This is a genomic window from Persicimonas caeni (assembly GCF_006517175.1).
Lineage (GTDB): Bacteria > Myxococcota_A > Bradymonadia > Bradymonadales > Bradymonadaceae > Persicimonas > Persicimonas caeni.
Map to the genome: position 1 here is coordinate 3,348,248 of NZ_CP041186.1, position 21,309 is coordinate 3,369,556.

A 21,309-nucleotide genomic window follows, 5' to 3' on the forward strand; every position below is an offset into this window, starting at 1 on the left:
CAAGACTATTTGTCTTCTGGGGTTTTCTCAGACTTTTTGAGCCGGAAAACCTTGCTTTTTGAGCTCGTACAACGTGGCGTGAAAGGTGTCCGAGTCGGTGTCGACCGGCTCGTCGGTGGCGATGATCGCGGTACCATTGTCCACGCTGACGTCGATATCGTCTTTGTCCAAGCCCAGGTTCTTGCTGATGATCGTGCGCACCGAGTTGGCGCAGCCGCCACAGCTCATGCCCGAGACGAGGATTTTGAGTTCTTTCATATTGGGTTCCTCAGGGAGTTTAATTTTTTAAATTCATTGCTTTGCGACGCCCCCCATCCGCCCTCCGCTTCGCTTCGGGCACCTTCCCCGCGGGGAAGGGCTGCCTTGGCGCGCCCGAGCCACATAGATTCTGGCGACAGCATCCCTTCCCTCGGGGGAAGGTGGCTCGCGCGCAGTTTCGCGCGAGGCGGATGGGGGGCACCGCATACCTACGCGCCCCAAACATGAATCCCCAATCCACCCACGTCAACGCCTGTCGGCCGGCAAGCCTTCCACCCGCCACTGATCGCCCTCGCGCCACGCCTCTTGGACGCGCTCACCGTCGCGAAACGCGCACACGTGCGCCTCGTCGGTGTGAATGAGCACCCAATCGACGAAGCCGCAGCAGATCGAGCCCGTGTTGACGTACAACCCGCCGTCGACGGGCACCAGCCGAAGCAAGTGCGAGTGACCCGAGATGACGATGTCGAGACCTTCGGTGTCGATGAGCTCGCGCGCGCCGCGCAGCGAGCGATCGGGTCCGGGTTTGGTGGTGCTCTTGGTGTGCAAGACGCGATCGACGACCAAGGGCACCCCGCCCATGGCGCCGGCGACCGCGTCGAGGCCGAGGCGATCGAACCAGCCGGCCACGTAGTTGGCCGTGGGGGCGAGCGCAGGAAGCTTTTTGAGCGGCATGTCCCACTGGTGGCCGTGGCGCGCCAAGATGCGAAGTCCGTCGGCGTGGAAAAAGCGCTCCTCGGGGACGCCGGTGCGGCACAATTGGCCGTCGTGGTTGCCGAAGATCCAGTCGTAGCCTTCCAGCCGATCCACGACCTGGGGAAACTCGTCGCGCACACCTTCGATGATCGATCGCCACCCGCCGGGCAGCTTGGGTCGGTCGAGATCAAAGAGATCGCCGCCGACCAAAACCCGGTCGGCGACGGCTTCGATCTCGTCGAATAAGTCGAGCAGCGCGGCGCGAGGCGCCGTGCATCGATTCGACGCCCCCGGCGCCAGATGCAGATCCGAAATGACGGCTAATTTCACGGAAACGACTGGTACAAGCGGTCCACTTCAATGACTTCGCCGCTGGGCCAGTCGATATTGGCCACGTGCCAAAACTCCTGGTTGTCCATCGGCTTTCGCTGCGCCTCATAAGCCAGTTGGCCGCCGATGTAAATACGCACGGTGACGTAGCTTCGCCCGTAGTTGTGGTCCGAGAAGTAGTAGGCTCCGACGTTGTAAGTCGTCTCGACCTCCGGGTTGTCGAGGTTGATATTCTCGGGCCCGGCGCCGTCGACATCGTCGATGTCCAAGCTCGGGTTATCGATGGCGACGCCCGTCTCGCCCCAATCGGGCTCCATGTTCTGCCAGAAGCAATCCCACGGCGGCGAGTTCCAATGCAAGTTGGCGTTGGGGTGCAACAGGTGGATGTCGACGTCGCTTCCGGACTGGTCGGTCTCGTTGGGATCCGCGGGCGTGTTCCACACGAGCTGGATGTGGATGTCCTCGTCGGAGATCGACTTGAGGGTCATGCGTGCCGGCTCGCACGATTTGACGCCGAGTTCGTTCCACACATCGAGCTCGACGACGTAGGTGCCGGCGAGCTGCATCCACAGCGAGCTTTGCTCGCCGCTGGTGTTCGCCAGGCCCTCGGTGCTGTCGGCGGGACGCTCGGCCAGACGCCATTCGACGCGCGAGATGCCCGAGCCTTCCGGGTCGCGGCTGAGCGAGGCGTCGAGATCGATGTCGTCGAGCGGGACCACCTGCAATTCACCCATCGGGTCGGCGATCGCCTCGCCCCGCTCGGGGTTATAGGCGCGGATGACCGGCTCGGGGCAGTCGTAGGGGCGGCCGCGGCCCTGCAGATCGACCACGCGGTTGGGTTCGAGGTCGTCGTCGGAGCGGATAAAGACCGCGCCTTCGTACTCACCGGGGGTCTCGGGGCTGAAGCCGATGGGGATGCGCACCTGAGCGCCCGGCTCGAGGGTGACTTGGCTGCGGAATTGGTTGTCGAGCAGGCTGAACTCGTCGGCGCCGTCGAGCGATGTGACCGAGAAGGTCGTTGGGCTACGCCGCGCGCAGCTCTTGGCGATGATGAACCGACGCGAGGTCTCGCCCAGCTCGGCCATGCCGAAGTCGACTTCGTCGGCCGGATCGAGCTCCAAACAAGGAAAGTCGGCGTTGGCATACAGCGGGATCTCGAAGATGCCCTCGTCGGGGTCGTTGCTCTCCACACTGAGCACACCCTCGGCGCGGTCGGTGTTGTGCGCTGTATAGGTGATCGTGGCGGTGACCGCTTCACCGGGCATCAACTCGACCGGCGGGCGGCCGTCGTGGCGCGGAAAGCTGAGTCGAAAACGCCCCTCGATCTGCCACTCGCCCAGCTTGAGCAAGTTACGGCCGACGTTGGTCACTTCGACGTCACGGCTGACTGTCTCCCCTTCGAGCACGTCGCCGATAAGAAGCCGCTCGGGCCCGTCAATGTCGGGCTCGCCGCGATACTCCCACTCGCCGTACTCGTGTGGCTTGAAGAAGTCGACGGTCTCGTCAGTCTCTTCGACACAGCCGGTACAACCGCTGATCGTCACCGATGCCACTAGTAGCACCGCCAACCGCGCCCACCGCCGTACCGTCTCCCGTTGAAGTCGCATCACGTTCCCCATGTGTTGTTCACCTTTGACTCGAGCTCGACCACTCTAGCGCATTTCCAAGCGTTTGGCGATTTCATCGCTGCGAGTCCGTGCGTGTCATTGTACTAACACCCAGGTGTCGCAGCAATGATCGTGCCATCTCCCCCCACCGCCCTACAGCACGCTGCGCAAGCCCCGGCTGGAGTGAACAGACTCCACAGCCTCGCCTCAGTGGGACATTGATGCCACAGAGGGTCAGATTTCTGAGATCTACCGGTTTTGTGCTTGCAAGGGGCGTGTTATAGTCGCCATGTACCATTGTTTTGCGATTTTTCCGCGAGCGCCCCGCCATGACTCGAAGACTGTTGATGCTGGCGTTAAGCGTCAGCCTTGTCGGGTGGGCGCTGGCAGGCTGCTCTGCCGTCCAGCGAATTCCTGATCGGCAAGAGTCGACCCGGGCTTATCTGCGTCTCGACGTCGAACCGTCGACGACCAGAGTCTTTATCGACTCGAAGTATATGGGCATCGTCAAAGGGTGGGTGCAACAGACCGTGCCGGTCGAAGCCGGTGCGCGTCGGGTCGAGCTTCGCGCCGAGGGATACATCACCCGTCGGTTCGACGTCGAGCTGGAGCCAGGCGAAGAGGTCACGTTGCAGGTGAATATGGAGCGCACGCTGGATGATGAACCTAATTGAGGACTGAAACACCCATGGACACCGCCAATTTCAGCCAGCAGCTGCGTGTGCTGCCCACTCTGGTCAAGATGTTGGCCGAGGACAGCACGCACAAGTTCAAGGTGTCAGCAGCCGGCCACCTGTCGGTCCTGCGTGGCGCGCGCTGGACGGCGTCGAAGACCCCCCTCGACGTCGACGCGGTACAGTCGCTGGCCCGGGAGATCGCCGCCAAACGCGAACAAGCCGTGCTCGGCCCATGGTATCTGCGCGTGCTGCGCGGCGCCGACGGGCTGACCATCTTCGGCGAGCGCCGCCTCGACGTGCCCGCCGAACCGCTCGAGGATACCGTCGAAGACCAGCTCTTGCAGCTGGCGCGCGCCGGCAGCACCGGCTCGATCGCCGGCACTATCGGCTCCAAGAAGGGGGCCGTGCTGCTGTGGCTGGCCTCCCAACTCGGCCGCCGCGAGCTGGTGTTCGTCTCGGACGTGCCACCACGCGATCTGTTGGAGCCGACCGCCACCCACGTCTTCCCCCCGGCCAACGACCGTGAGCGCCGCGATCTCGAGCGACTGCTCCGCGCCCACGATTGCATCTTTTGGGACGGGCTCAACCGCGGCGACGACCTGGTCAGCTTTGCGGGCACCCCGGGCGCCCACAACCGCTGGTTCACCATCGACGCCGACTCGCCCGACGCGCTCGCACGCCAGCTTCGCTCGGTGGTCACCCCGGCCGGCCAAATCCGCCTCGACAGTTGTCTGTTCATTGACGTCGACGCCGAGGGGCATTCAGCGATCACGAGCCTGGTACGGCGAGATCCGTCCGGTTGGGCCGAGATTCTGTCTGGAGGACCCTCGGTCCTCGAGGTCCTCGAGGGGCTCGACGATCTCTTCGTCGCCCCGGCCATCGAGCGCACGCCGGAGCCGAAACCAGCCTCCGAGCCGAAACCACTTTCCGAGCCGAAACCACATTCCGAGCCGCTGTCGGAGCCCGAGTCACAGCCTGAGGTGTCTTCGAGTCCCTCGAACAGCCCGGAGCGTCGCCGTCGTCCGTCCCCCATGGCAGGGATCGTGTCACCCAAGCGCGCCGGCGGCCAAGGGCGCGGCAGCAAATCGATTTTTCCCAACGCAGACAAGCCTCCCGAAGAGCCGACCGTCAACTCCGATATCCGGCCGCTGGACGGCGATTCGTTGGACGGCGATTCGTTGGGCGGCGATTCGTTGGGCGGCGATTCGCTGGGCGGCAAGGAGCAGTCCGAGCCGACGGTCAACTCCGGGGAGCATCCAGTACCCGACGGGATGAGCCTCGACGAGCTTTTGAAGAGCGACGAGATCGACGAGGAGGAGCTGCTGCGCCAGTCCGGCGAGATCGACCTGCAGGCATTTGTGAAGGCGCGAAACGCGCGAATGCTCCAGCAGCATGCGAAGGCCGATGAAAACAACACCGCCGAGCGCACACGCGTCGGCACCGTCGATCCCTCACTGGCAGCCGATCCCTCAGATCTCTTTGAGCCATCGAGCAGCGATGCGCCGCCGCCCGGCCTCGGCCTCGAATATTCTTCGGAGCACGCCGAAACCAACGTGGCTGACGGAGCTGCGGTCGACGCCATGCTCGAGAAAATGGGGATCGAGGGGAACGGCGACGGACCGCCTCAATTTCCCGACGTCGATCACTCCAAGCTGACCCCGCCGGTGCGCGACGAGACCACCGCGCTCACGCCGGTCGACATGGAGCGCATCCGTGAGAGCGCTCACGACGACGTCTCGTGGCTGTTGCAAGACGACTTCATGGGCGGCGAGCCGGCCGACGACGAGACGCTCAGCGACCACAAGCTCCCTCAGGAGGTCGCCGAGGAGGGCACCAGCCCCTCCAAACCGATCTGGGAGGCGGATCCGGCCTCGACCGACGAACTGACCCGCGAGGACCTCCAGCAAAGCCGGTCGGAGTGGTCGGAGGCGAAAGGCGACTAGTCCTCGATCGACAGCACGCGCACGCCCAAGCGCCCGTCGACGTTGACCAGTTCGCCGCGACCGACCAGCCGTCCATCGACGACGAGATCGACGCCGTCATCGACTCGGCGCTCCAACTCGAGCACGTAGCCCGATTGTACCTCGGCGAGCATCGCCACTGGCAGCGGCAGCGTGCCGACGCGCACCTCGACGTCGACCTCGGCCTTCTCGAGCACTTGGGTGGCATGTCCGTGACTGTTTTGACTCTCCTGCTTCTCTTCGTGGCTCACTGTATCTCCTTTTCCTTCGGTTATATTGGGTGAACGATCCCGAGGGGTCGCATCCGTAATCTCGACCTCCCACATGTCGGTCGATTGCCGGCGAAACTCGCACCACATGAAGCTCTGTTGAGAAGCCCCCAGCCACAGCTTCCCGCGCGCCTCTTTTCCAGCAACAGTTCCTTTTCCAGCAACAGTTCCTTTTCCAGCAAGAGCTTCGTCACGCAATCCGTGCTCACCGGGCAGAAGCACGTCGCCCTGCCCGAGGCTTCCAAGTTCATGCGCCGCCAGCCTCACGCTTCCCAAGCTCGCCGATAGCTCGACGGGCACCGTGCCCAGGCGCGTCATCATCAGTCGATGCCGCCGCCTCTCGTGTCGCGCGGCCGTCGCCACGAAGACCTCCATGCTGCGCACCATGTCGGCGGGCACGAACAGGCGAACCAAGCCCGCGGCGCGTCGTGAGGTGACGGTGTAGACCAGTTCGGCGATCTCGGACTGCCGGCGCAATCGCTGCGCCACCGTCTCCAGATCGGGTTGGGCCGTGGGAATCGACAACGGCGGCAGGCCGCGCGCGCATAGCCAGTTGACCAACTGCATGGCGACAAAGGTCACCAGCCCGAAGTCACGCGCGCTCGGCGGGGTGAGGGTGCGCGCTTCGGGCGGCTCGTCGTCGAGCAACTCCTCGATCCAACTGGCCACCAGGTTCATGTCCGCCGCCACGACGATTTCGTCGGGGTCCGGCGCCAGGCGAAGCGTGGTCACGAAGTGGTCTTCGAGGCGCGAGGTGAACTCGTTTCCCTCGTAGGTGCGCACGGTGTGAAAGAAGACATCGTGCTCCAAGCCGACCAACCGCTCCAGCTCGTCGGCCAATTCGTCGAGCAGACGCTCGCCGGGGTGTGGCGACGGGAGCAGACCGAGTAGGCGGTTTCCCAACTCGACCTCCGCCCGAGACAGCGCCTCGAGGGACTTGAGCGGGATACGCCGAACGGTGCGGCGGCGTTTGACGGCGCGCTTGGGGATATTCACCCCGTGCGCGGCATGTTGTGTCGAAGATCCGGGCTCTCGGTGATGAGGCATTTGGGCAACTCCGGCAATTAGACAATCTCGATGGAAGTAAAGTCGACGCCCTTATCGGCCGCCGACTGGCGGAAGTGCTCGCGCTCGCGGCGCAGGTCGCGGGCAAAGTCTTCATTTTCGGGGCGCATGCGCAGCTCGAAGCCGTCGCCGCGGCGTCGCAAACGCACGCGCACGTTGCCGCGACCGGGCACCTGCAGGTCGAGCAGCATGATCTGACGCCCGCTAGCGTCCCGGCCGACGTGGGCCCGCTCGACGAGTTGCTTGGCGAGCTCGGCCACTTCGGCGCGCAGCTTCGACTGCTCGATCGGGGCGTTCCCCTTTGCTTTGGCCGGACCCTTCGCTTCCGAAGTGCCAACTTGGGCCGGTTGGAGTTCGACGGATTGCTCGGCGCGGCTGGCGTCGTGACTCTTGGAGCTGGCGGCGCCGAGCTTCGGGCCCGAGTTTTGTCTCGGGCCGCCATCTTGTTTCGGTGCGCGGACATCTTGCCCTCGCCGGGCCTTCTGCGCGTGCTCGGTGTGTACTTGGCGGTGATGCTTTTTTCGGTGGCCGTGCTCGACACGCGCCTCGTCGTGATGCTGGGTGACCTGACGCTCGGCGCCGAGCCGGTCTTTTTGCTCGAGCTGACGTCCGAGTTGCAGCTCACCGCCTTTGAGGCGACGGCTGAAGCCATCAGCCTGCCCGAGCGTCTGCTTGCCCGGCTGCCCGGTCGCGGTGCGCTGCTCGGACGCCTGGCGGGCCGCTCGGTCACCGACGGTCTTCTTCTGGGAACCCTTCGGCGCCTTCTTGCCCTTTTCACCTCCCTTGCCCTTCAAGAGTTCTTTGAAGTCCTTCTTGTCTTCGGACTTCTTGGTGCCCTTCTTGTCGGCGGGCTCATCGAGGCGTTCGGCCTGGGTCGTGTTCTCGTTGTTTATCTTCACGGTTCGATCCGCAGCAGGTCACGGGTGAACTCCGGCTCTACTACTGTTTTCGGCAAAAAGGCCCAAATCGTTGCGTGTTCGGCGAAACTTTTTTCTCCACAGGCATGTGGAAAACCAAGAAAACGCAAAAACGCCGGCAACTTACGCAGTTGCCGGCGTTTTCGATTTTTTCGCGATTCTCTGTTTGGCGCTCATGACCCCGAGGCGAGCCTCGGGGCTGCACCGGCGAGTGCTCCGCGGGCAGCAGACAGCCGCTCCGCGAAGCCTCGATCACGCGATCACTTCTGCTTTTCTTTGATCAACTCGAGTGCTTTTTCGAGCGTCATGTCCTCGGGATTGACGCCTTTGGGAAGCGACGCGTTGGTCTTGCCGAGCTTGACGTAGGGACCGTAGCGTCCGTCGAGGACGTTGATCTCTTTGCCGCTCTCGGGATCCTTGCCCAGCTCCTTGAGCACCTTGCGGCGCCTGCGGTTGTTCTTGGGCTGACTCAAGATCTCCATCGCCTCCTCATAGGTGATGGTGAAGACCTTATCGACGTTGTCGAGGTTGCGGTAGTCGCGCTTGTGGCGCACGTAGGGCCCGTAGCGGCCGATGGCGGCCTCGATGGGCTTGCCGTCCTCGGGGTGCTCGCCGAGCACGCGCGGAAGCGACAGATACGTGAGCGCCTGGTCCAAGTCGACGTCGTGCAGCTCGACGTTGGGCGGTACCGAGGCCGTCTTGGGCTTCTTCTCGCCTTTGATGCGCTCGCCGAGCTGGACGTACGGCCCATAGCGGCCGTTGTTCAGGAAGACCGTCTTGCCGGTCTCGGGATCTTCTCCCAGCGCCTTGGGCCACTGCTCGCGCTCGGCGTACAGCTCCTCGAGGTGCTCCAGGGTCAGGTCGGCGGGCGGGATATCTTCAGGCACGTCGATCTTCTTGGTCTCACCGTCCGCCTCCCACTCGGCGTAGGGGCCGAAGCGGCCGACGCGAAGCGTGGCCGGGAAATCGGACAGGTGCACCACGCGCGCCTCTTCGTTGTCGATCTCCTCTTCGCCCGATTTGATCTGGTCGTCGAAGGCACCTTCGTCGCGGTAGAACTGGTGCAGGTACTCGACCTTGCTGCCCTCGCCGCGGGCGATCTCGTCGAGATCGTCCTCCATGCGGGCGGTGAACTGCAGGTCGACCAGGCCCGGGAAGTAATCCTCGAGCAGCTCGACGACGGCGAACGCGGTGTAGGTCGGGATGAGCGTCTTGCCCTGCTTTCGGGCGTAGCGATCATCGCGGGTGATCGTGCTCATGATCGACGCGTAGGTCGACGGGCGGCCGACGCCTGCTTCCTCGAGCACCTTGACCAGCGACGCCTCGGTGTAGCGTGCCGGCGGCTTGGTCTCGTGGCGAATCGGTTCGACGTCGGTGCAGTCGACCCCGTCGCCCTCTTTCATCGGCGGCAGGTGCTTTTCCTGGTCGGCCAATTCGGCTTCCGGGTCGTCGCTCGACTCGAGATAGGCGCTGATGAAGCCGGCGAAGTCGGTCTTCAGGCCGTTGGCGCGGAAGACGACCTCTTTGCCGTCGACGTCGACGACCAGCTCGACCGAGGTGCTCGTCTTCTTGGCGTCGGCCATCTGGCAGGCGAGCGTGCGCTTGTAGATCAGGTCGTACAGCTTGAGTTCGCGGCCGCTCAGCCCGCTCTTCTTGGGCGAAACGAACTCTTCGCCAGCCGGGCGGATCGCCTCGTGAGCTTCTTGGGCGCCCTTCGACTTCGACGAGTAGATGCGCGGCTCGTCACGCACGTAATCGTCGCCGTACTGCTCGCGGGCAGCCTTGCGTGCCGCGGTCACCGCCTGCTTCGACAGGTTGACGCTGTCAGTACGCATGTAGGTGATTTTTCCGCTTTCATACAGGCGCTGAGCAATGCTCATCGTCTGCGAGGCCGACATGCCGAGCTTGCGGCTGGCCTCCTGCTGGAGCGTCGAGGTGATGAACGGCGCCTTAGGAGACGTGGTGTACTGGCGCTTTTTGACCGACTGGACGCGCCAGTCGAGTCCCTCGAGCTTGTCGAGCAGCTCGTTGGCCATCTCCTCCTCGACGAGCAGGACATCCTTGCCCTCGGCGATCTTGCCGGTGTCCTTGTCGAAGTCTTTGCCGCTGGCGATGCGGGTGCCGTCGATGGAGACGAGATCCGCGTCGAATTTGCTGCCGTCTTTGTCGAGCGCGGCCTTCAGGTCCCAATACGTACCGGTGCGGAAGGCGCGGCGCTCACGCTCACGCTCGACCAACACGCGCACCGCGACCGACTGGACGCGGCCGGCGGAGAGCTTGGGCGCGATCTTCTTCCAAAGCAGCCCCGACAGCGGAAAGCCCACCAGTCGGTCGAGAATGCGGCGCGCTTCCTGCGACTGCACGAGGTGCACGTCGATGTCGCGCGTCTGCTCGAGCGCCTCTTGGATGGCCGACTTGGTGATCTCGTGGAACACCATGCGTCGGGTGGGAACCTTGGGATTGAGAAGCTCGACCAAGTGCCAGCTGATTGCTTCACCTTCGCGGTCTTCATCTGTCGCGAGGTACAGCTCCTCAGCCTTCTTGAGTTCGCTTTTGAGCTCCGAAATCGCTTTCTTAGAGCGCTTGTCCTTGACGACGTAGATCGGCTCGAACTCGTGCTCGATATCCACGCCCAAGCTAGCCCAATCCTCCTTTTGATACTTTTTAGGAAGCTGGCTCTTCTTGTCGGGAAGATCGCGAACGTGGCCCAGTGAAGCCAAGACTCGGAAGTCTCCGGGCAAGTATTTCTCAATCGTTTTCGCCTTAGCCGGCGACTCGACGATGACGAGTTTCGACATACGCAAACGCTCTTTATCTACAGGTACTTGTGAGATTTTCGATGGGGACGACGCAACACACTTGGGTGGTCGGTCGACCGATTGGTATGGAGGATGGAACCCGATTTGTCCAGCGCCGAACCCGATTCATTCGGCGCCGCGCCATTGGCACAACGCCAATTTTTCGCACAATGTCGATCTAGACGTCGCCGTCGGGGTCGTCGTCGTCACCGTCGCTCGACGGCTGGTTTCCGTTCATTCCCTCGAAGGGGTTCTCCCCCGACTGCATCATCTCGTAAAACTGACGCATCTGCTCTTCGATCTGATCGGAGGACAGCTCCGACAGGTCGATATCCTCGAGCTGCGACGGGTCGAGCCCGCCGACATTCTTGAGCAGGCTCGGCGGCACGTTCTTGAGAATATTGGGCGCGTTTTTCATCGCCATCTCCAAAAACGGCTTGAAGCGGCCCTTCATCTTGCCCGAATCGTCGAAGACCTGACCGAGCAGGCTCATCGGATCGAAGCTGCCAAACGGCGGGTGGGCGCCGGTTTGGCCGCCCTCGCCTGCGCTCTCTCCGGAGACGGCCTCGGAGTAGCGGTTGAGCATGTCACGCATCGAGGTCTGGAAGCCGGTGGCCTCCAGGGCGCTGTAGCAGGGGCCGAGCAAAAACATCGGAAGCTCGGCGGGAGCCTGATGGGCGCGCTCGAAATCTTCCTGAGCTTGCTTTGTGTCGCCGCGCATGTGCAGCGCCGCCCCACGCACCATGTAGGCGTCCGACAGGCTCGGATCGAGCTCGACGGCTCGCTCGGCGGCTTTGAGCGCCATATTGCCCTGACCGGCGGCGAGTTGGACATGAGCCAGCTGCACGAAAGCAAACGCTTCGTCGGGAAAATTATTCGACGCGCGAATCGCATCGGCGCGTGCCTGGGTGTTACGGCCGCCCAACAGATGGATGTGGCTGCGAAGCAGCAACGCCTCCAGGGCGGTGTCATCGCCCTCGATCGCCTTATCGATCACATTGGCGGCGTCGTCGGCGCGCCCCTGCACCATCATCAACCGGGCGAGTTGCAAGGCATAATCCGACTCCTCCGGGTCGATTTCGCGCGCCTGGATCAGGTCGCGCTCGGCCTGGTCGAACTTGCCCATCCGGATAAACGCGTCCCCACGCAGGGCGTACAGCTCGGCGTCGTTGCCCTCGATATTGATCGCGTGCGTCAGATCGGAGCGGGCGTGATCGAACTCGTCGACGTCGACCAGCGCCAGTGCGCGCCCCATCAAGCTCGAGACCCGATCCGGGTCGAGCTCGAGGGCGCGATCGAATTGATCGCGGGCCGCTTCCGGCCGATCGAGGCCGTAGTTGGCCCAGCCGGCGGCGTCGTAGGTCTCCGACTTCTGCCAGCCGGCCTCCACCGCCGCTTCGGCGTCTTCGAGGGCGCGGGCAGGCTCGTCGAGATCGAGGTGCACGTCGGCCCGCAGCGCCAACAAGGCCGCTCTCAACAACTGATAGTCCTCCGCCTCGGGCACGTTCGACAGGATCGAGTCGAGGCTCGATCGCGCCTTTTTGGGTGCACCGGCCGCGCGCAGCGGCTCGAGTTCGGCGGAGATGGCCTCCAGCTGCTGCTGTTGCTCTTCCGAAAGAGCAAGCGAGCTTGTAGCGGAGCCAGACATAGGTACCTCACCTGGGTCGGTAGAAAAATCGAATGCGTTGTCCTCGCCCTCATTGTAGTTACGACACGTGGCGCAACAAGCCAAGCGAACTGCACGCTCGGTTCACCACAGAGCGCACAGAGAGCACGGAGAATTCCAGAAGTTTTTCAAACCTCCGTGCTCTCCGTGCTCTCTGTGGTGCGAACCGAGTTGGCGGGCGACGATTATTCGCCGGCGGCCTTCTCGAACATCTGGCGCACGGCGCCTTCGCCGCGGAAGCCGATCTGGTGATCGGTGACGTCGACGCCGTCGAGGGCCACGAGCATCGGGATGCTCTGGACCTTGAACGAGCGGGCCAATTCGGGCTGCTCGTCGACGTTGACCTTACCGACTTTGACCTTGCCCTCGAACTCCTCGGCGAGCTTCTCCAGGATCGGGGTCAGCGACTTGCACGGGCCGCACCAAGGCGCCCACAGGTCGACGATGACGGGGACGTCGCTGTTGGCGACTTCGCTCTCGAAGTTCTCGGCGGTGATATTTACCGTTGTCATGTCTCAATCTCCTTTGGGTACGTCGGAGTACATTTCTTAAATGTTCGCCTATTGGATGTCTGAACCGTCTGAAGGTTTCAAATCGCCCAATTTTCGATGATCTCACGCATCCGACGCATGAACTTGTCGGCGGTCGCCCCGTCGATGATGCGGTGGTCGAACGACAGGCACCAGATCGAAGTCGGCCGCACCAAAATGGCGTCGGTCTTCTGGTCGACGACCACCCGTTTTTTGATGGCGCCGGTGCTCATGATCGCCGCCTGCGGCTGGTTGATGATGGGGATGCCGAATTCGGGGCCGAATACACCGTGGTTCGACAGGGTGAACGTGCCGCCTTTGACCTCGTCGGGCTTCAGGCGCTTGTTGCGCGCGCGGTCGGCGATGTCGTTGACCTTGCGGGCCACGCCCAGCAGGCTGAGCTCGTCGACGTTGTCGATCACCGGCACGATCAGGCTCTTGTCGAGCGCCACGGCCATGCCCACGTTGATGTCACCGCGCAGCACGATCGACTCGTCGTCCATCGAGGCGTTGACGGTGGGATACTCGCGCAGCGCCTCGGCGGCCGCTTTGATCAAAAAGGCGGTGTAGGTCAGCTTGACGCCGCGCTCGGCGAAGTCGGCCTTGAGCGCCTTGCGCGCGGCGACCACGTTCGAGAAGTCGACCTCGTGAACGGTGTGCGCGTGCGGGCTGATCTCCTTGGAGGCGACCATGTGCTCGGCGATCATCTTGCGCTGCGGGGTGAGCATCTCGAGCTTGTCGCGCTCGCCCACCTCGATGTCGGGGCGGTGAATCTCGCGGGTGGTGGTGCCACCGGTCGAGGCTTTCCGGGCTTGCTGTGCCGCCGGCGCCGCCGGCTTCTCGAGGTGCTTGCCCTGGTCGATCCACTCCAAGATATCGTCCTTGGTGACCCGACCAGACAGGCCCGAGCCGGGGATGGGCGACAGGTCGTCGATGCCGTGCTCGGCGGCGATGCGACGCACCACCGGGGTCGAGCGAGTGCGACGAAGCTCGGCTTTGCTGGGAAAACCACCGGCGTCGGCGGTCACCGAGGAGGCCGACCCACCTGCAGCCGCGACCTGGCGGGTGGTCTTTTCCTCTTCGAGCGACACGACGTTCGACTCTTCGTCGCCGACCGATTGGGCGGCCTGAGCCGGCTCGGCGGCCGGCACTTCACCCTCTTGGGCCTCGGTGTCCACCACCGCCACGATCGTGTTGATCTCGACGGTCTGACCCGGCTCGACGTGCTTTTCGACGAGCACACCGGCGACGGGGCTGGGCACTTCGGCGTCGACTTTGTCGGTGGTGATCTCGAAGAGCGGCTCGTCACGCTCGACAAAATCTCCGATCTCCTTGAGCCAAGTAGTGACCGTTCCCTCGGCTACCGATTCGCCCATCTGGGGCATGACGACTTCGGTTCGCATCGCGCAAGTCCTTGTTTTGGTTTTATGTGCGGCGTTCTTTTGACGTTTGTATCTGTATCACGACAAAGCTGTTTTGCAATCCCGCTCAAATATGAATCGTCTCCCCCATCACCGCGTGCGCGGCTTCGCCCACGGCTTCGGCCAGCGTCGGGTGCGGGTGGATGGTGTGCAACAGCTCGACGACCGTCGACTCGAGTTCCATGGCCACGGTGCCCTCGGTGATCAACTCGGTGGCCTTCGGGCCGATGATGTGCATGCCCAGAAGCTCGTCGTACTTCGTCTCGCTGACGATTTTTACGAAGCCCTCTGTCTGGCCGACGATGCTCGCCTTGCCGATGGCCGAGAACGGGAAGGTGCCCGTCTTGACGTCGTAGCCGCGCTCCTTGGCCTGCTCTTCGGTCAAGCCGACGGAGGCGACCTCCGGCGAGGTGTAGGTGCAGTTGGGCACCAGGTCGTAGTTGAGCGGGTGGGCAGGCTCGCCGGCGAGGTGGTCGACGGCCAAGATGCCCTCGTGGGAGGCGACGTGAGCCAGCCACGGGGTGTTGACGATGTCGCCGATGGCATAGACCCAGTCTTCGGCCGTCTGCATGTACTCGTCGACGGCGATATAACCGCGGTCGTCGACCTCGATCTTGGTCTTGTCGAGGCCGCAGTCGCCGGTGACCGGACGGCGGCCGGTGGCGACCAGCAGGTGCGAGGCTTGGATCTCTTTGGCCGAGTTCTTGCCGCCTTTGGTGGTCTCGACGACCACTTTGACGCCGTCGTCGGTGCGGGTGACGTCGGTGACCTTCGAGGAGGTCATCACGTTCATGCCCTGCTTCTTGAAGCTCTTCTCGATCTCTTTGGAGACCTCGACGTCCTCGATGGGGAGCAGGCGGTCGACCATCTCGACGAGCGTGACCTCGGAGCCGTAGCGAAGAAAGACGCTGGCGAACTCGCTGCCCACAGCGCCGGCGCCGATGACGACCAGGTGCTCGGGCTTGTCGGTCATCTGGAGCAGGTCGTCCGAGTCGATGATCCGCTCGTGGTCCATCTCGATGAACGGCAGGTGCTGGCAGGCGCTGCCGGTGGCCAGCACGCAGTGCTTGGTCTCCAGCGTGGTGGTCTTGCCGTCGAGGCCCTCGACCGACACCTTGTTCTTGCCGGCGATGCGCCCGTGGCCGAAGTGGACGTCGACGTTGTTCTTCTTCATCAGGTACTTCACGCCGCCGGCGTTCTTCTTGACAATCCGCGCGCGATACTTGTCCATCTTGTCCATATCGACCTTCGGGTCGCTCAGCGAGATGCCGAAGTCCTCGGCGTGGCTCGCCTTGGCGAGCAGATCGGCGGTCTGCAACATCGCCTTGGTCGGGATGCACCCGCGCAGCAGGCACGTGCCGCCCAAGCGCTCGGTCTTCTCGCGCTCGACAATCGCCGTCTTGAGGCCCAGCTGGCCGGCGCGAATCGCCGCCACGTATCCACCCGGACCGCTACCGATTACCACCACGTCGTACTTGCTCACGTTTGTCTCCGACTTCTCGAGGTTGATAAATTTTTGCCTGCGCAATCGTGTTGGAACGTACTAGGAGGGGTACTTTTGTCAAGCCAAGCCTTGCTTTCTGACGCCCCCCATCCGAGTTGCCCATTCGTGCTCTCTAGAAAACACGCAAACACTATGTGGATCTTTGGCTACGGCTCACTCATCTGGCGTCCCGACTTCGAGCACGTCGAGCACCGCGACGGCTACCTCGAAGGGTGGACGCGCAAGTTTTATCAGGGATCGACCGACCACCGCGGGGTGCCCGGTGCGCCCGGGCGGGTGGTCACGTTGCTGCGTGAGCCCCAGGCTCGGGTGTGGGGCCGCGCCTATCGCATCGCTCCGGCTCGTGCCAACGAGATCATGGCGCGGCTCGACCATCGCGAAAAGGGTGGCTACGAGCGCCACCAGGTAAACGTTTACTGCCGGTCGGGAGAGAGTGTGCGCGACGCCCTGGTTTATGTGGCGACACGCGAGAATCCGGAGTGGGCGGGACCGGCACCCGTCGATGAAATCGCCCGCCAGATCTACCGCTCCCACGGTCCTAGCGGGCCCAATCGTGAGTACTTGCTCGAGCTGGCCGCGAGCCTCCGCAAGATGGAGGCCCACGACCCGCATGTGTTCGCCATCGAGCACGCCTTACGCGAGCTCATCGGCGAGGAGTTCTAGCGGCGCTGCTGCCACTCGCTGCGCGAGCGCTGCAGCGAGGCGAATTGATCGGAGATCTGCGCGTTGAGGTCGGGCGACCACTCGGCGTTCATCGCGTCTTCGTACTGCTCCAAGAGCTCGTCTTCGACACGCTTGGTCTCGGCGATCAACGCGTCGAGATCGGTCTCGGAGACGTTGTCCTCGAGGCGCTCCAAATCATCGTACAACATGCCGAGCTCGACCTCCTCGATCTCCTCCTGGGAGCCTTCGAAGGTGGTCGCGTGCGCCTCGAGCTCGTCGGCAAAATCGGAGTGCTTCTTCTGATACTCGCGAAACAGGTCGCTATAATCTTCGAGCTCGACGTTTTTGACGGCGGCGCCGTACCGATCCGCGGCGCTCTTGTGATACTCGGCGAGGCGCCGCAGTTTTTGTGCGCGTTCGTTGTCTTTTGCCATGGCAATTCCTCCCAGTTCGTCCGGGTCAGTAAATACACCTTGGCATCGACGATAAGCGCGATATCGGCGGGTTCAATCCGCTCGCGAGTTACTCGGCGGCCGCAAGCTCCTCGAGCATCTTGGGGGTGGTCTTGCCCTCGGCGATGAGACGCAGCATCTCCTCGTCGATCTCGTCGCCCAAGATCAGACGCAGCATCTTGAAATCCCCTCGAAGCGACCACAACGGGTGCTTGAAGGTCGCCGGACGGTTCTTCTCGATGAGAAAGTGGCCGATCCACGCCGGCGCGTATCCGAGCACCGGTGCCAGGGCGAGCAGCTTGGGGTTCTTTTTGAACACCCCGGCCGCCGCACATACCAGCGCCGCCGATGTGCCCACGGCGTGCAACAAGCGGTTGGTGGGATCACTGTGCTCGGCCAAATAGTACGGCCAGAACTCGTCGAAGCTTTCGAATTTCTCGTCGGACATGGGCGCCTCTGGGATTGGAGGTTGTCGGTTTGTTGATGGTCAATGTACTGATTGCGGCGACATGTGTGAAGGCCTTGCTGGGTTGCGGCGCCCTCTATTGAAGTGGAATTAATATTGAGGGGCGGACGACTCGTGACGCGACTGCGTAGAGCACGCCTCAGCCAGTAGCCACGTGACTGCGCCCTCCCAACTTCTGAATGACGTAACACCATGAACAAAAAAACCTTCCGCGACGCCATCGCTCCCCTGATTGATCGCCCCTGGGTGGCGCCTACGGTCGACTTTTTGGCCGATGAATTGGGCGACTCGGGCAGCCACGACTTCGGCCACATCCTGCGCGTGCTGCGAAACGCCGCGCGTATCCGCGACGGTGAGGCCGAACGAGGCGCCACGGTCGACTGGGAGGCATTGAGCGCCGCGGCGATCCTGCACGACGTGGTCGACCTCCCCAAGGACCACCCCGAGCGCCACCTCGCGTCGACCAAGTCGGCCGACGCGGCCGTCGAGCACTACAAATCGCTCGAGGCCCTCGCAGGACGCCTCGACGCAGTTCACCACGCCATCCGGGCGCATAGCTTCTCGGCCGGCGTTCCCGCCGAGTCGCTCGAGGCCCAAATTCTGTGTGATGCCGACCGCCTCGAGGCGATCGGGGCCTTTGGAATCGCGCGCGTCTTTTACGTGAACGGAGAGCTGCAGCGAAAGATCTGCGACATGGCCGATCCGTTCGCCGACACACGCGAGCTCGACGACTTGGAGTACGCCGTCGACCACTTCTACAAAAAGTTGTTGAAACTAAAGGAGCGCTTCTACACGCCGACAGGTCGGCAACTCGCCGCCAAGCGCCACGAGTTTATGGAGACCTACCTGGATCAGTTGGCCGACGAGGTCACTTGAGAAGAGAGGTTGTCGGGCAGGCGTTGGCGCAAGCGGGCGAGGCTGGCAGCGATATCGATGGGGTCTTCATCTTCGAGCCACACCTCCAACAGCGGGGGTAGTTCGGTGGCACCTGCGACGGCCTGTTCGAGTTGCGCTTCGAGATAGCTCAGGTGGGCCACATTGAGCGCCCAAACGGTGTGCCTGCCGCAGCCAACGCGTAGATAGAGCGACAATTCGCCAAACCAATTGACCAGCGTGCGCAAGAAGTTCAAGTCCCCCGGCTTCCACGAGCGCTGGAAGGAACACGCCGAGCACTCGAGATAGCGCGGGTTCATTGCGCTCTCGCTCGCGTGAGGTGAGTCGGTGGCGTCCTCGCCCATCGGCAACAGAAAGGCACACGCCTGGCATTTGGGGCACTCGACAAGAAACTCGTCGCTGAAGTCTGGTGCTTCCTTGGCTGCGTTCTTGTAGCGCACGTCGCGATAGGTCATCGCGCCCCCGTGTAACGGTTGACATGTTTGTCGTTACTGTATCCCAAAAGCTACACACCGACAACACGGCAATTTGGCCGGGCAGCAAGGTCGTGATTTAGTTGTGCTTGCGTTAGAGTAGGCGCAAACACTCACCCCCAACGAGGAGGAGCAAGGTGGATTTTGGGATCGATGATCAGCAGCGAAAGAGGCTCGATACGATCGCCGAATTCGTGCGCGAGGAGCTCGAGCCGCTCGAGTCGGAGTTTGTCGGCAAGTCGTTTCGTGCGTTGGTGCCGACGCTCGAAGAGAAGCGAAAGAAGGTCAAAGATCTGGGGCTGTGGGCGCCACACCTGCCCGAGGAACACGGCGGCCTGGGGCTCTCCTTGGTCGACTTCGGCATGATCGCCGAGGAGTTGGGCCGCTCGCCGGTGGGCCACTACGTGTTCAACTGCCAGGCGCCCGACGCCGGCAATATGGAGATTTTGATCGAGCACGCCACCGACGAGCAGCGCGCGAAATACCTCGACCCGCTGGTGCGCGGCGAGATCCGCAGCTGCTTTTCGATGACCGAGCCGGAGTATGCCGGCGCCAACCCCACCCAGATGGGAACCACGGCGGTCAAAGACGGCGACGAGTACGTCATCAACGGGCGCAAGTGGTTCACCTCGTCGGCCGACGGCGCGAGCTTCGCGGTGGTCATGGCGGTGACCAACCCGGAGGCGGAGTCGCGCTATATGAAGGCGAGCCAGATCTTGGTGCCCACCGACACCCCCGGCTTCAACCTGGTGCGCAACATCTCGGTGATGGGCGAGCCGGGCGACGACTACGCCAGCCACGCCGAGATCGTCTACGACGACTGCCGCGTGCCCATCGACAACCGGCTGGGCCCGGAGGGCGCCGGCTTCATGATCGCCCAGCAACGTCTGGGACCGGGGCGCATCCACCACTGCATGCGCTGGATCGGCATCTGCGAGCGCGCCTTCGAGCTGATGGTCGAGCGCGCCGCCACCCGCGAGCTGTATCCGGGCACGATGCTGGGCGACAAGCAGATGGTCCAGGCCAAGATCGCCGACAGCCGCGCCGAGATCGACGCCGCCCGCATGCTGGTGCTGCGCACCGCCTGGGAGATCGAGAGGAGCGGCCAGAAGGCCGCGCGCATCCAGATTTCGGCCATCAAGTTCTACGTGGCCAACGTCCTGCAAAACGTGCTCGACCGCGCCATTCAGGTCCACGGCGGCCTGGGCGTGACCGACGACACGCCGCTGGCCTATTGGTTCCGCCACGAGCGGGCCGCGCGCATTTACGACGGGCCGGACGAGGTGCACAAGTCGCAGGTGGCGAAGAAAGAGTTGGCCAAGTATCGGGAGGACAAATGACCCACATCGACCAACCCAAAGACGTCCGCTCCGGCGAGGAGCTCGACACCGACGCGTTGCGCACCTGGCTCGACCAGGAAGTCCCCGAGCTGTCCGGCGATATCGCCGTCAAGCAGTTCCCGTCGGGCCACTCGAACCTGACGTATATGCTGCAGGTCGATGGCAAGGAAGTCGTGCTCCGACGTCCGCCCTTTGGCGCCGAGAAGATCGCCAAGGGCCACGACATGAGCCGCGAGTACACCATCTTGAGCCACCTCGATGGGGTGTTCGACAAGATCCCCGACCCCATCGCCTACTGCGACGACGCCGAGGTGATCGGCGCGCCGTTCTACCTGATGGAGCGTGTCGAGGGGGTGATCTTGCGCGGCGCCAAGCCCAAGGTCGACGGCCTCGACGAGCAGACGATGCGCGGGCTCTCCGAGGCGTTCGTCGACACGCTCGCCGAGGTGCACGCCATCGACCTCGAGGCCGCCGGGCTGGAAGACTTCGGTAAGCCCGAAGGCTACGTCGAGCGCCAGGTCACCGGCTGGATCGGCCGCTACAAGCGCGCCCAGACCGACGAGATCCCCGCCATGGACCGCGCCGGCGAGTGGCTCGAGGCGAATATGCCCGCCGAGGTGGGCGCCTCGATCATCCACAACGACTTCAAATACGACAACCTGGTCCTCGATCCCGACGATCTCACCAAGGTGCGCGCCATCCTCGACTGGGAGATGGCCACGGTGGGCGACCCGCTCATGGATCTGGGCACGAGCCTGGCCTACTGGGTCGAGCCCGACGACCCCGACGTCATCAAGGCGATGAGCTTCGGCCCCACGGTGATGCCGGGCAACTTCACCCGCCGCGAGCTCGTCGATCGCTACGCCGAAAAGAGCGGCCTGCCGGTCGACGACATCGTCTTCTACTTCGTCTACGGCCTCTATAAAGTCGCGGTCATCGGCCAGCAGATTTACTTCCGCTTCAAGGAGGGCGACACCGACGACCCGCGCTTTGCGATGTTGATCCACGCGGTCAAGGCGTTGGGCGACGTGGCGCAGAAGGCGATTGATGAGGGAAAGATCGAGGGGTTGGGGTAGGTGGAGGCGTAGCTTGTTGGGGCCCCCCATCCGACTGGCGCTGCACTTCGCGCCAGCCACCTTCCCCGAGGGAAAGGGATGACCCTGCGAACAGCTACTACTGTGGTTCGCGCAAGGACAACCCTTCCCCTGGGGGAAGGTGCCGAGCGCGTCGTTTAGCGCGAGGCGGATGGGGGGCGCCGCGAAGCAAAGAGCTACACACTCCACCCCCATGACATCCATGTCCCCACGCTGACATCCGTGTCA

The 21,309-nt window shown here is 63.2% G+C and carries 19 protein-coding genes; 6 read left to right on the plus strand and 13 right to left on the minus strand.

Features of this window, described 5'->3' with window-relative positions; genetic code table 11:
* Positions 1-27: 27 nt before the first annotated feature.
* The 3 genes from FIV42_RS12390 to FIV42_RS12400 form a co-directional block, all read right to left on the minus strand.
* Positions 28-258 carry a heavy-metal-associated domain-containing protein gene (locus tag FIV42_RS12390; protein WP_141197994.1) on the minus strand — a complete coding sequence of 77 codons (231 nt, stop codon included), beginning with the start codon at positions 256-258 and terminating at the stop codon, positions 28-30.
* A 246-nt stretch (positions 259-504) separates the two neighbouring features.
* Positions 505-1,284, minus strand: a complete 780-nt coding sequence (locus FIV42_RS12395; RefSeq protein WP_141197995.1) for a metallophosphoesterase family protein — start codon at positions 1,282-1,284, stop codon at positions 505-507.
* On the minus strand, positions 1,281-2,891 hold the full coding sequence (locus tag FIV42_RS12400) for a choice-of-anchor D domain-containing protein (protein ID WP_168210597.1): 1,611 nt from the start codon (positions 2,889-2,891) through the stop codon (positions 1,281-1,283). Before FIV42_RS12400 ends, FIV42_RS12395 begins: the two co-directional genes overlap by 4 nt.
* Before the next feature lie 329 nt (positions 2,892-3,220).
* On the opposite strand from FIV42_RS12400, the gene FIV42_RS12405 reads away from it, so the two are divergent.
* A complete protein-coding gene (locus FIV42_RS12405) occupies positions 3,221-3,565 on the plus strand; it encodes a PEGA domain-containing protein (protein ID WP_141197997.1) in 345 nt (114 codons plus the stop codon).
* 14 nt (positions 3,566-3,579) lie between these two features.
* A complete protein-coding gene (locus tag FIV42_RS12410; RefSeq protein ID WP_141197998.1) occupies positions 3,580-5,511 on the plus strand; it encodes a hypothetical protein in 1,932 nt (643 codons plus the stop codon).
* Here the strand turns inward: FIV42_RS12410 and sctQ are convergent.
* From sctQ to lpdA, 7 genes are all read right to left on the minus strand, one after another.
* A complete protein-coding gene (sctQ, locus tag FIV42_RS12415) occupies positions 5,508-6,845 on the minus strand; it encodes a type III secretion system cytoplasmic ring protein SctQ (RefSeq protein ID WP_141197999.1) in 1,338 nt (445 codons plus the stop codon). The two genes, FIV42_RS12410 and sctQ, sit on opposite strands and share 4 nt — an antisense overlap.
* A gap of 17 nt (positions 6,846-6,862) precedes the next feature.
* Positions 6,863-7,762, minus strand: coding sequence for a flagellar hook-length control protein FliK (locus tag FIV42_RS12420; RefSeq protein WP_141198000.1), 900 nt, complete (start codon positions 7,760-7,762; stop codon positions 6,863-6,865).
* A gap of 278 nt (positions 7,763-8,040) precedes the next feature.
* The gene (topA, locus tag FIV42_RS12425; protein ID WP_141198001.1) at positions 8,041-10,578 is read right to left on the minus strand and encodes a type I DNA topoisomerase; all 2,538 of its coding nucleotides are present in this window, start codon (positions 10,576-10,578) and stop codon (positions 8,041-8,043) included.
* Positions 10,579-10,756: 178 nt separating this feature from the next.
* Positions 10,757-12,226: a tetratricopeptide repeat protein gene (locus FIV42_RS12430; protein ID WP_141198002.1), complete on the minus strand. Its 1,470-nt coding sequence runs from the start codon at positions 12,224-12,226 to the stop codon at positions 10,757-10,759.
* A 203-nt stretch (positions 12,227-12,429) separates the two neighbouring features.
* Positions 12,430-12,756: a thioredoxin gene (gene trxA, locus FIV42_RS12435; RefSeq protein WP_141198003.1), complete on the minus strand. Its 327-nt coding sequence runs from the start codon at positions 12,754-12,756 to the stop codon at positions 12,430-12,432.
* Between the two features lie 77 nt (positions 12,757-12,833).
* Positions 12,834-14,177: a dihydrolipoamide acetyltransferase family protein gene (locus FIV42_RS12440; RefSeq protein ID WP_141198004.1), complete on the minus strand. Its 1,344-nt coding sequence runs from the start codon at positions 14,175-14,177 to the stop codon at positions 12,834-12,836.
* A gap of 85 nt (positions 14,178-14,262) precedes the next feature.
* Positions 14,263-15,678, minus strand: a complete 1,416-nt coding sequence (gene lpdA, locus FIV42_RS12445) for a dihydrolipoyl dehydrogenase (protein WP_141198005.1) — start codon at positions 15,676-15,678, stop codon at positions 14,263-14,265.
* 126 nt (positions 15,679-15,804) lie between these two features.
* On the opposite strand from lpdA, the gene FIV42_RS12450 reads away from it, so the two are divergent.
* Complete coding sequence (locus FIV42_RS12450; protein ID WP_222615443.1) at positions 15,805-16,362, plus strand: gamma-glutamylcyclotransferase; 558 nt, start codon at positions 15,805-15,807, stop codon at positions 16,360-16,362.
* Here the strand turns inward: FIV42_RS12450 and FIV42_RS12455 are convergent.
* Together FIV42_RS12455 and FIV42_RS12460 are read right to left on the minus strand one after the other, a co-directional pair.
* Positions 16,359-16,796, minus strand: a complete 438-nt coding sequence (locus tag FIV42_RS12455) for a DUF2383 domain-containing protein (RefSeq protein WP_141198006.1) — start codon at positions 16,794-16,796, stop codon at positions 16,359-16,361. The genes FIV42_RS12450 and FIV42_RS12455 overlap by 4 nt on opposite strands.
* Positions 16,797-16,884: 88 nt before the next feature.
* Positions 16,885-17,262: a DUF962 domain-containing protein gene (locus FIV42_RS12460; protein ID WP_141198007.1), complete on the minus strand. Its 378-nt coding sequence runs from the start codon at positions 17,260-17,262 to the stop codon at positions 16,885-16,887.
* Positions 17,263-17,472: 210 nt separating this feature from the next.
* Here FIV42_RS12460 and FIV42_RS12465 point away from each other — a divergent pair, with 210 nt between their 5' ends.
* The gene (locus FIV42_RS12465; protein ID WP_141198008.1) at positions 17,473-18,156 is read left to right on the plus strand and encodes an HD domain-containing protein; all 684 of its coding nucleotides are present in this window, start codon (positions 17,473-17,475) and stop codon (positions 18,154-18,156) included.
* Here FIV42_RS12465 and FIV42_RS12470 read toward each other — a convergent pair.
* On the minus strand, positions 18,132-18,629 hold the full coding sequence (locus tag FIV42_RS12470) for a hypothetical protein (RefSeq protein ID WP_141198009.1): 498 nt from the start codon (positions 18,627-18,629) through the stop codon (positions 18,132-18,134). The genes FIV42_RS12465 and FIV42_RS12470 overlap by 25 nt on opposite strands.
* A gap of 155 nt (positions 18,630-18,784) precedes the next feature.
* Here FIV42_RS12470 and FIV42_RS12475 point away from each other — a divergent pair, with 155 nt between their 5' ends.
* Both FIV42_RS12475 and FIV42_RS12480 read left to right on the plus strand, forming a co-directional pair.
* Entirely contained in the window at positions 18,785-19,987 is a 1,203-nt protein-coding gene (locus FIV42_RS12475; RefSeq protein WP_141198010.1) for an acyl-CoA dehydrogenase family protein, read from the plus strand.
* Positions 19,984-21,063, plus strand: a complete 1,080-nt coding sequence (locus FIV42_RS12480; RefSeq protein WP_141198011.1) for a phosphotransferase family protein — start codon at positions 19,984-19,986, stop codon at positions 21,061-21,063. The genes FIV42_RS12475 and FIV42_RS12480 overlap by 4 nt, the downstream gene beginning before the upstream one ends.
* Positions 21,064-21,309: the final 246 nt, after the last annotated feature.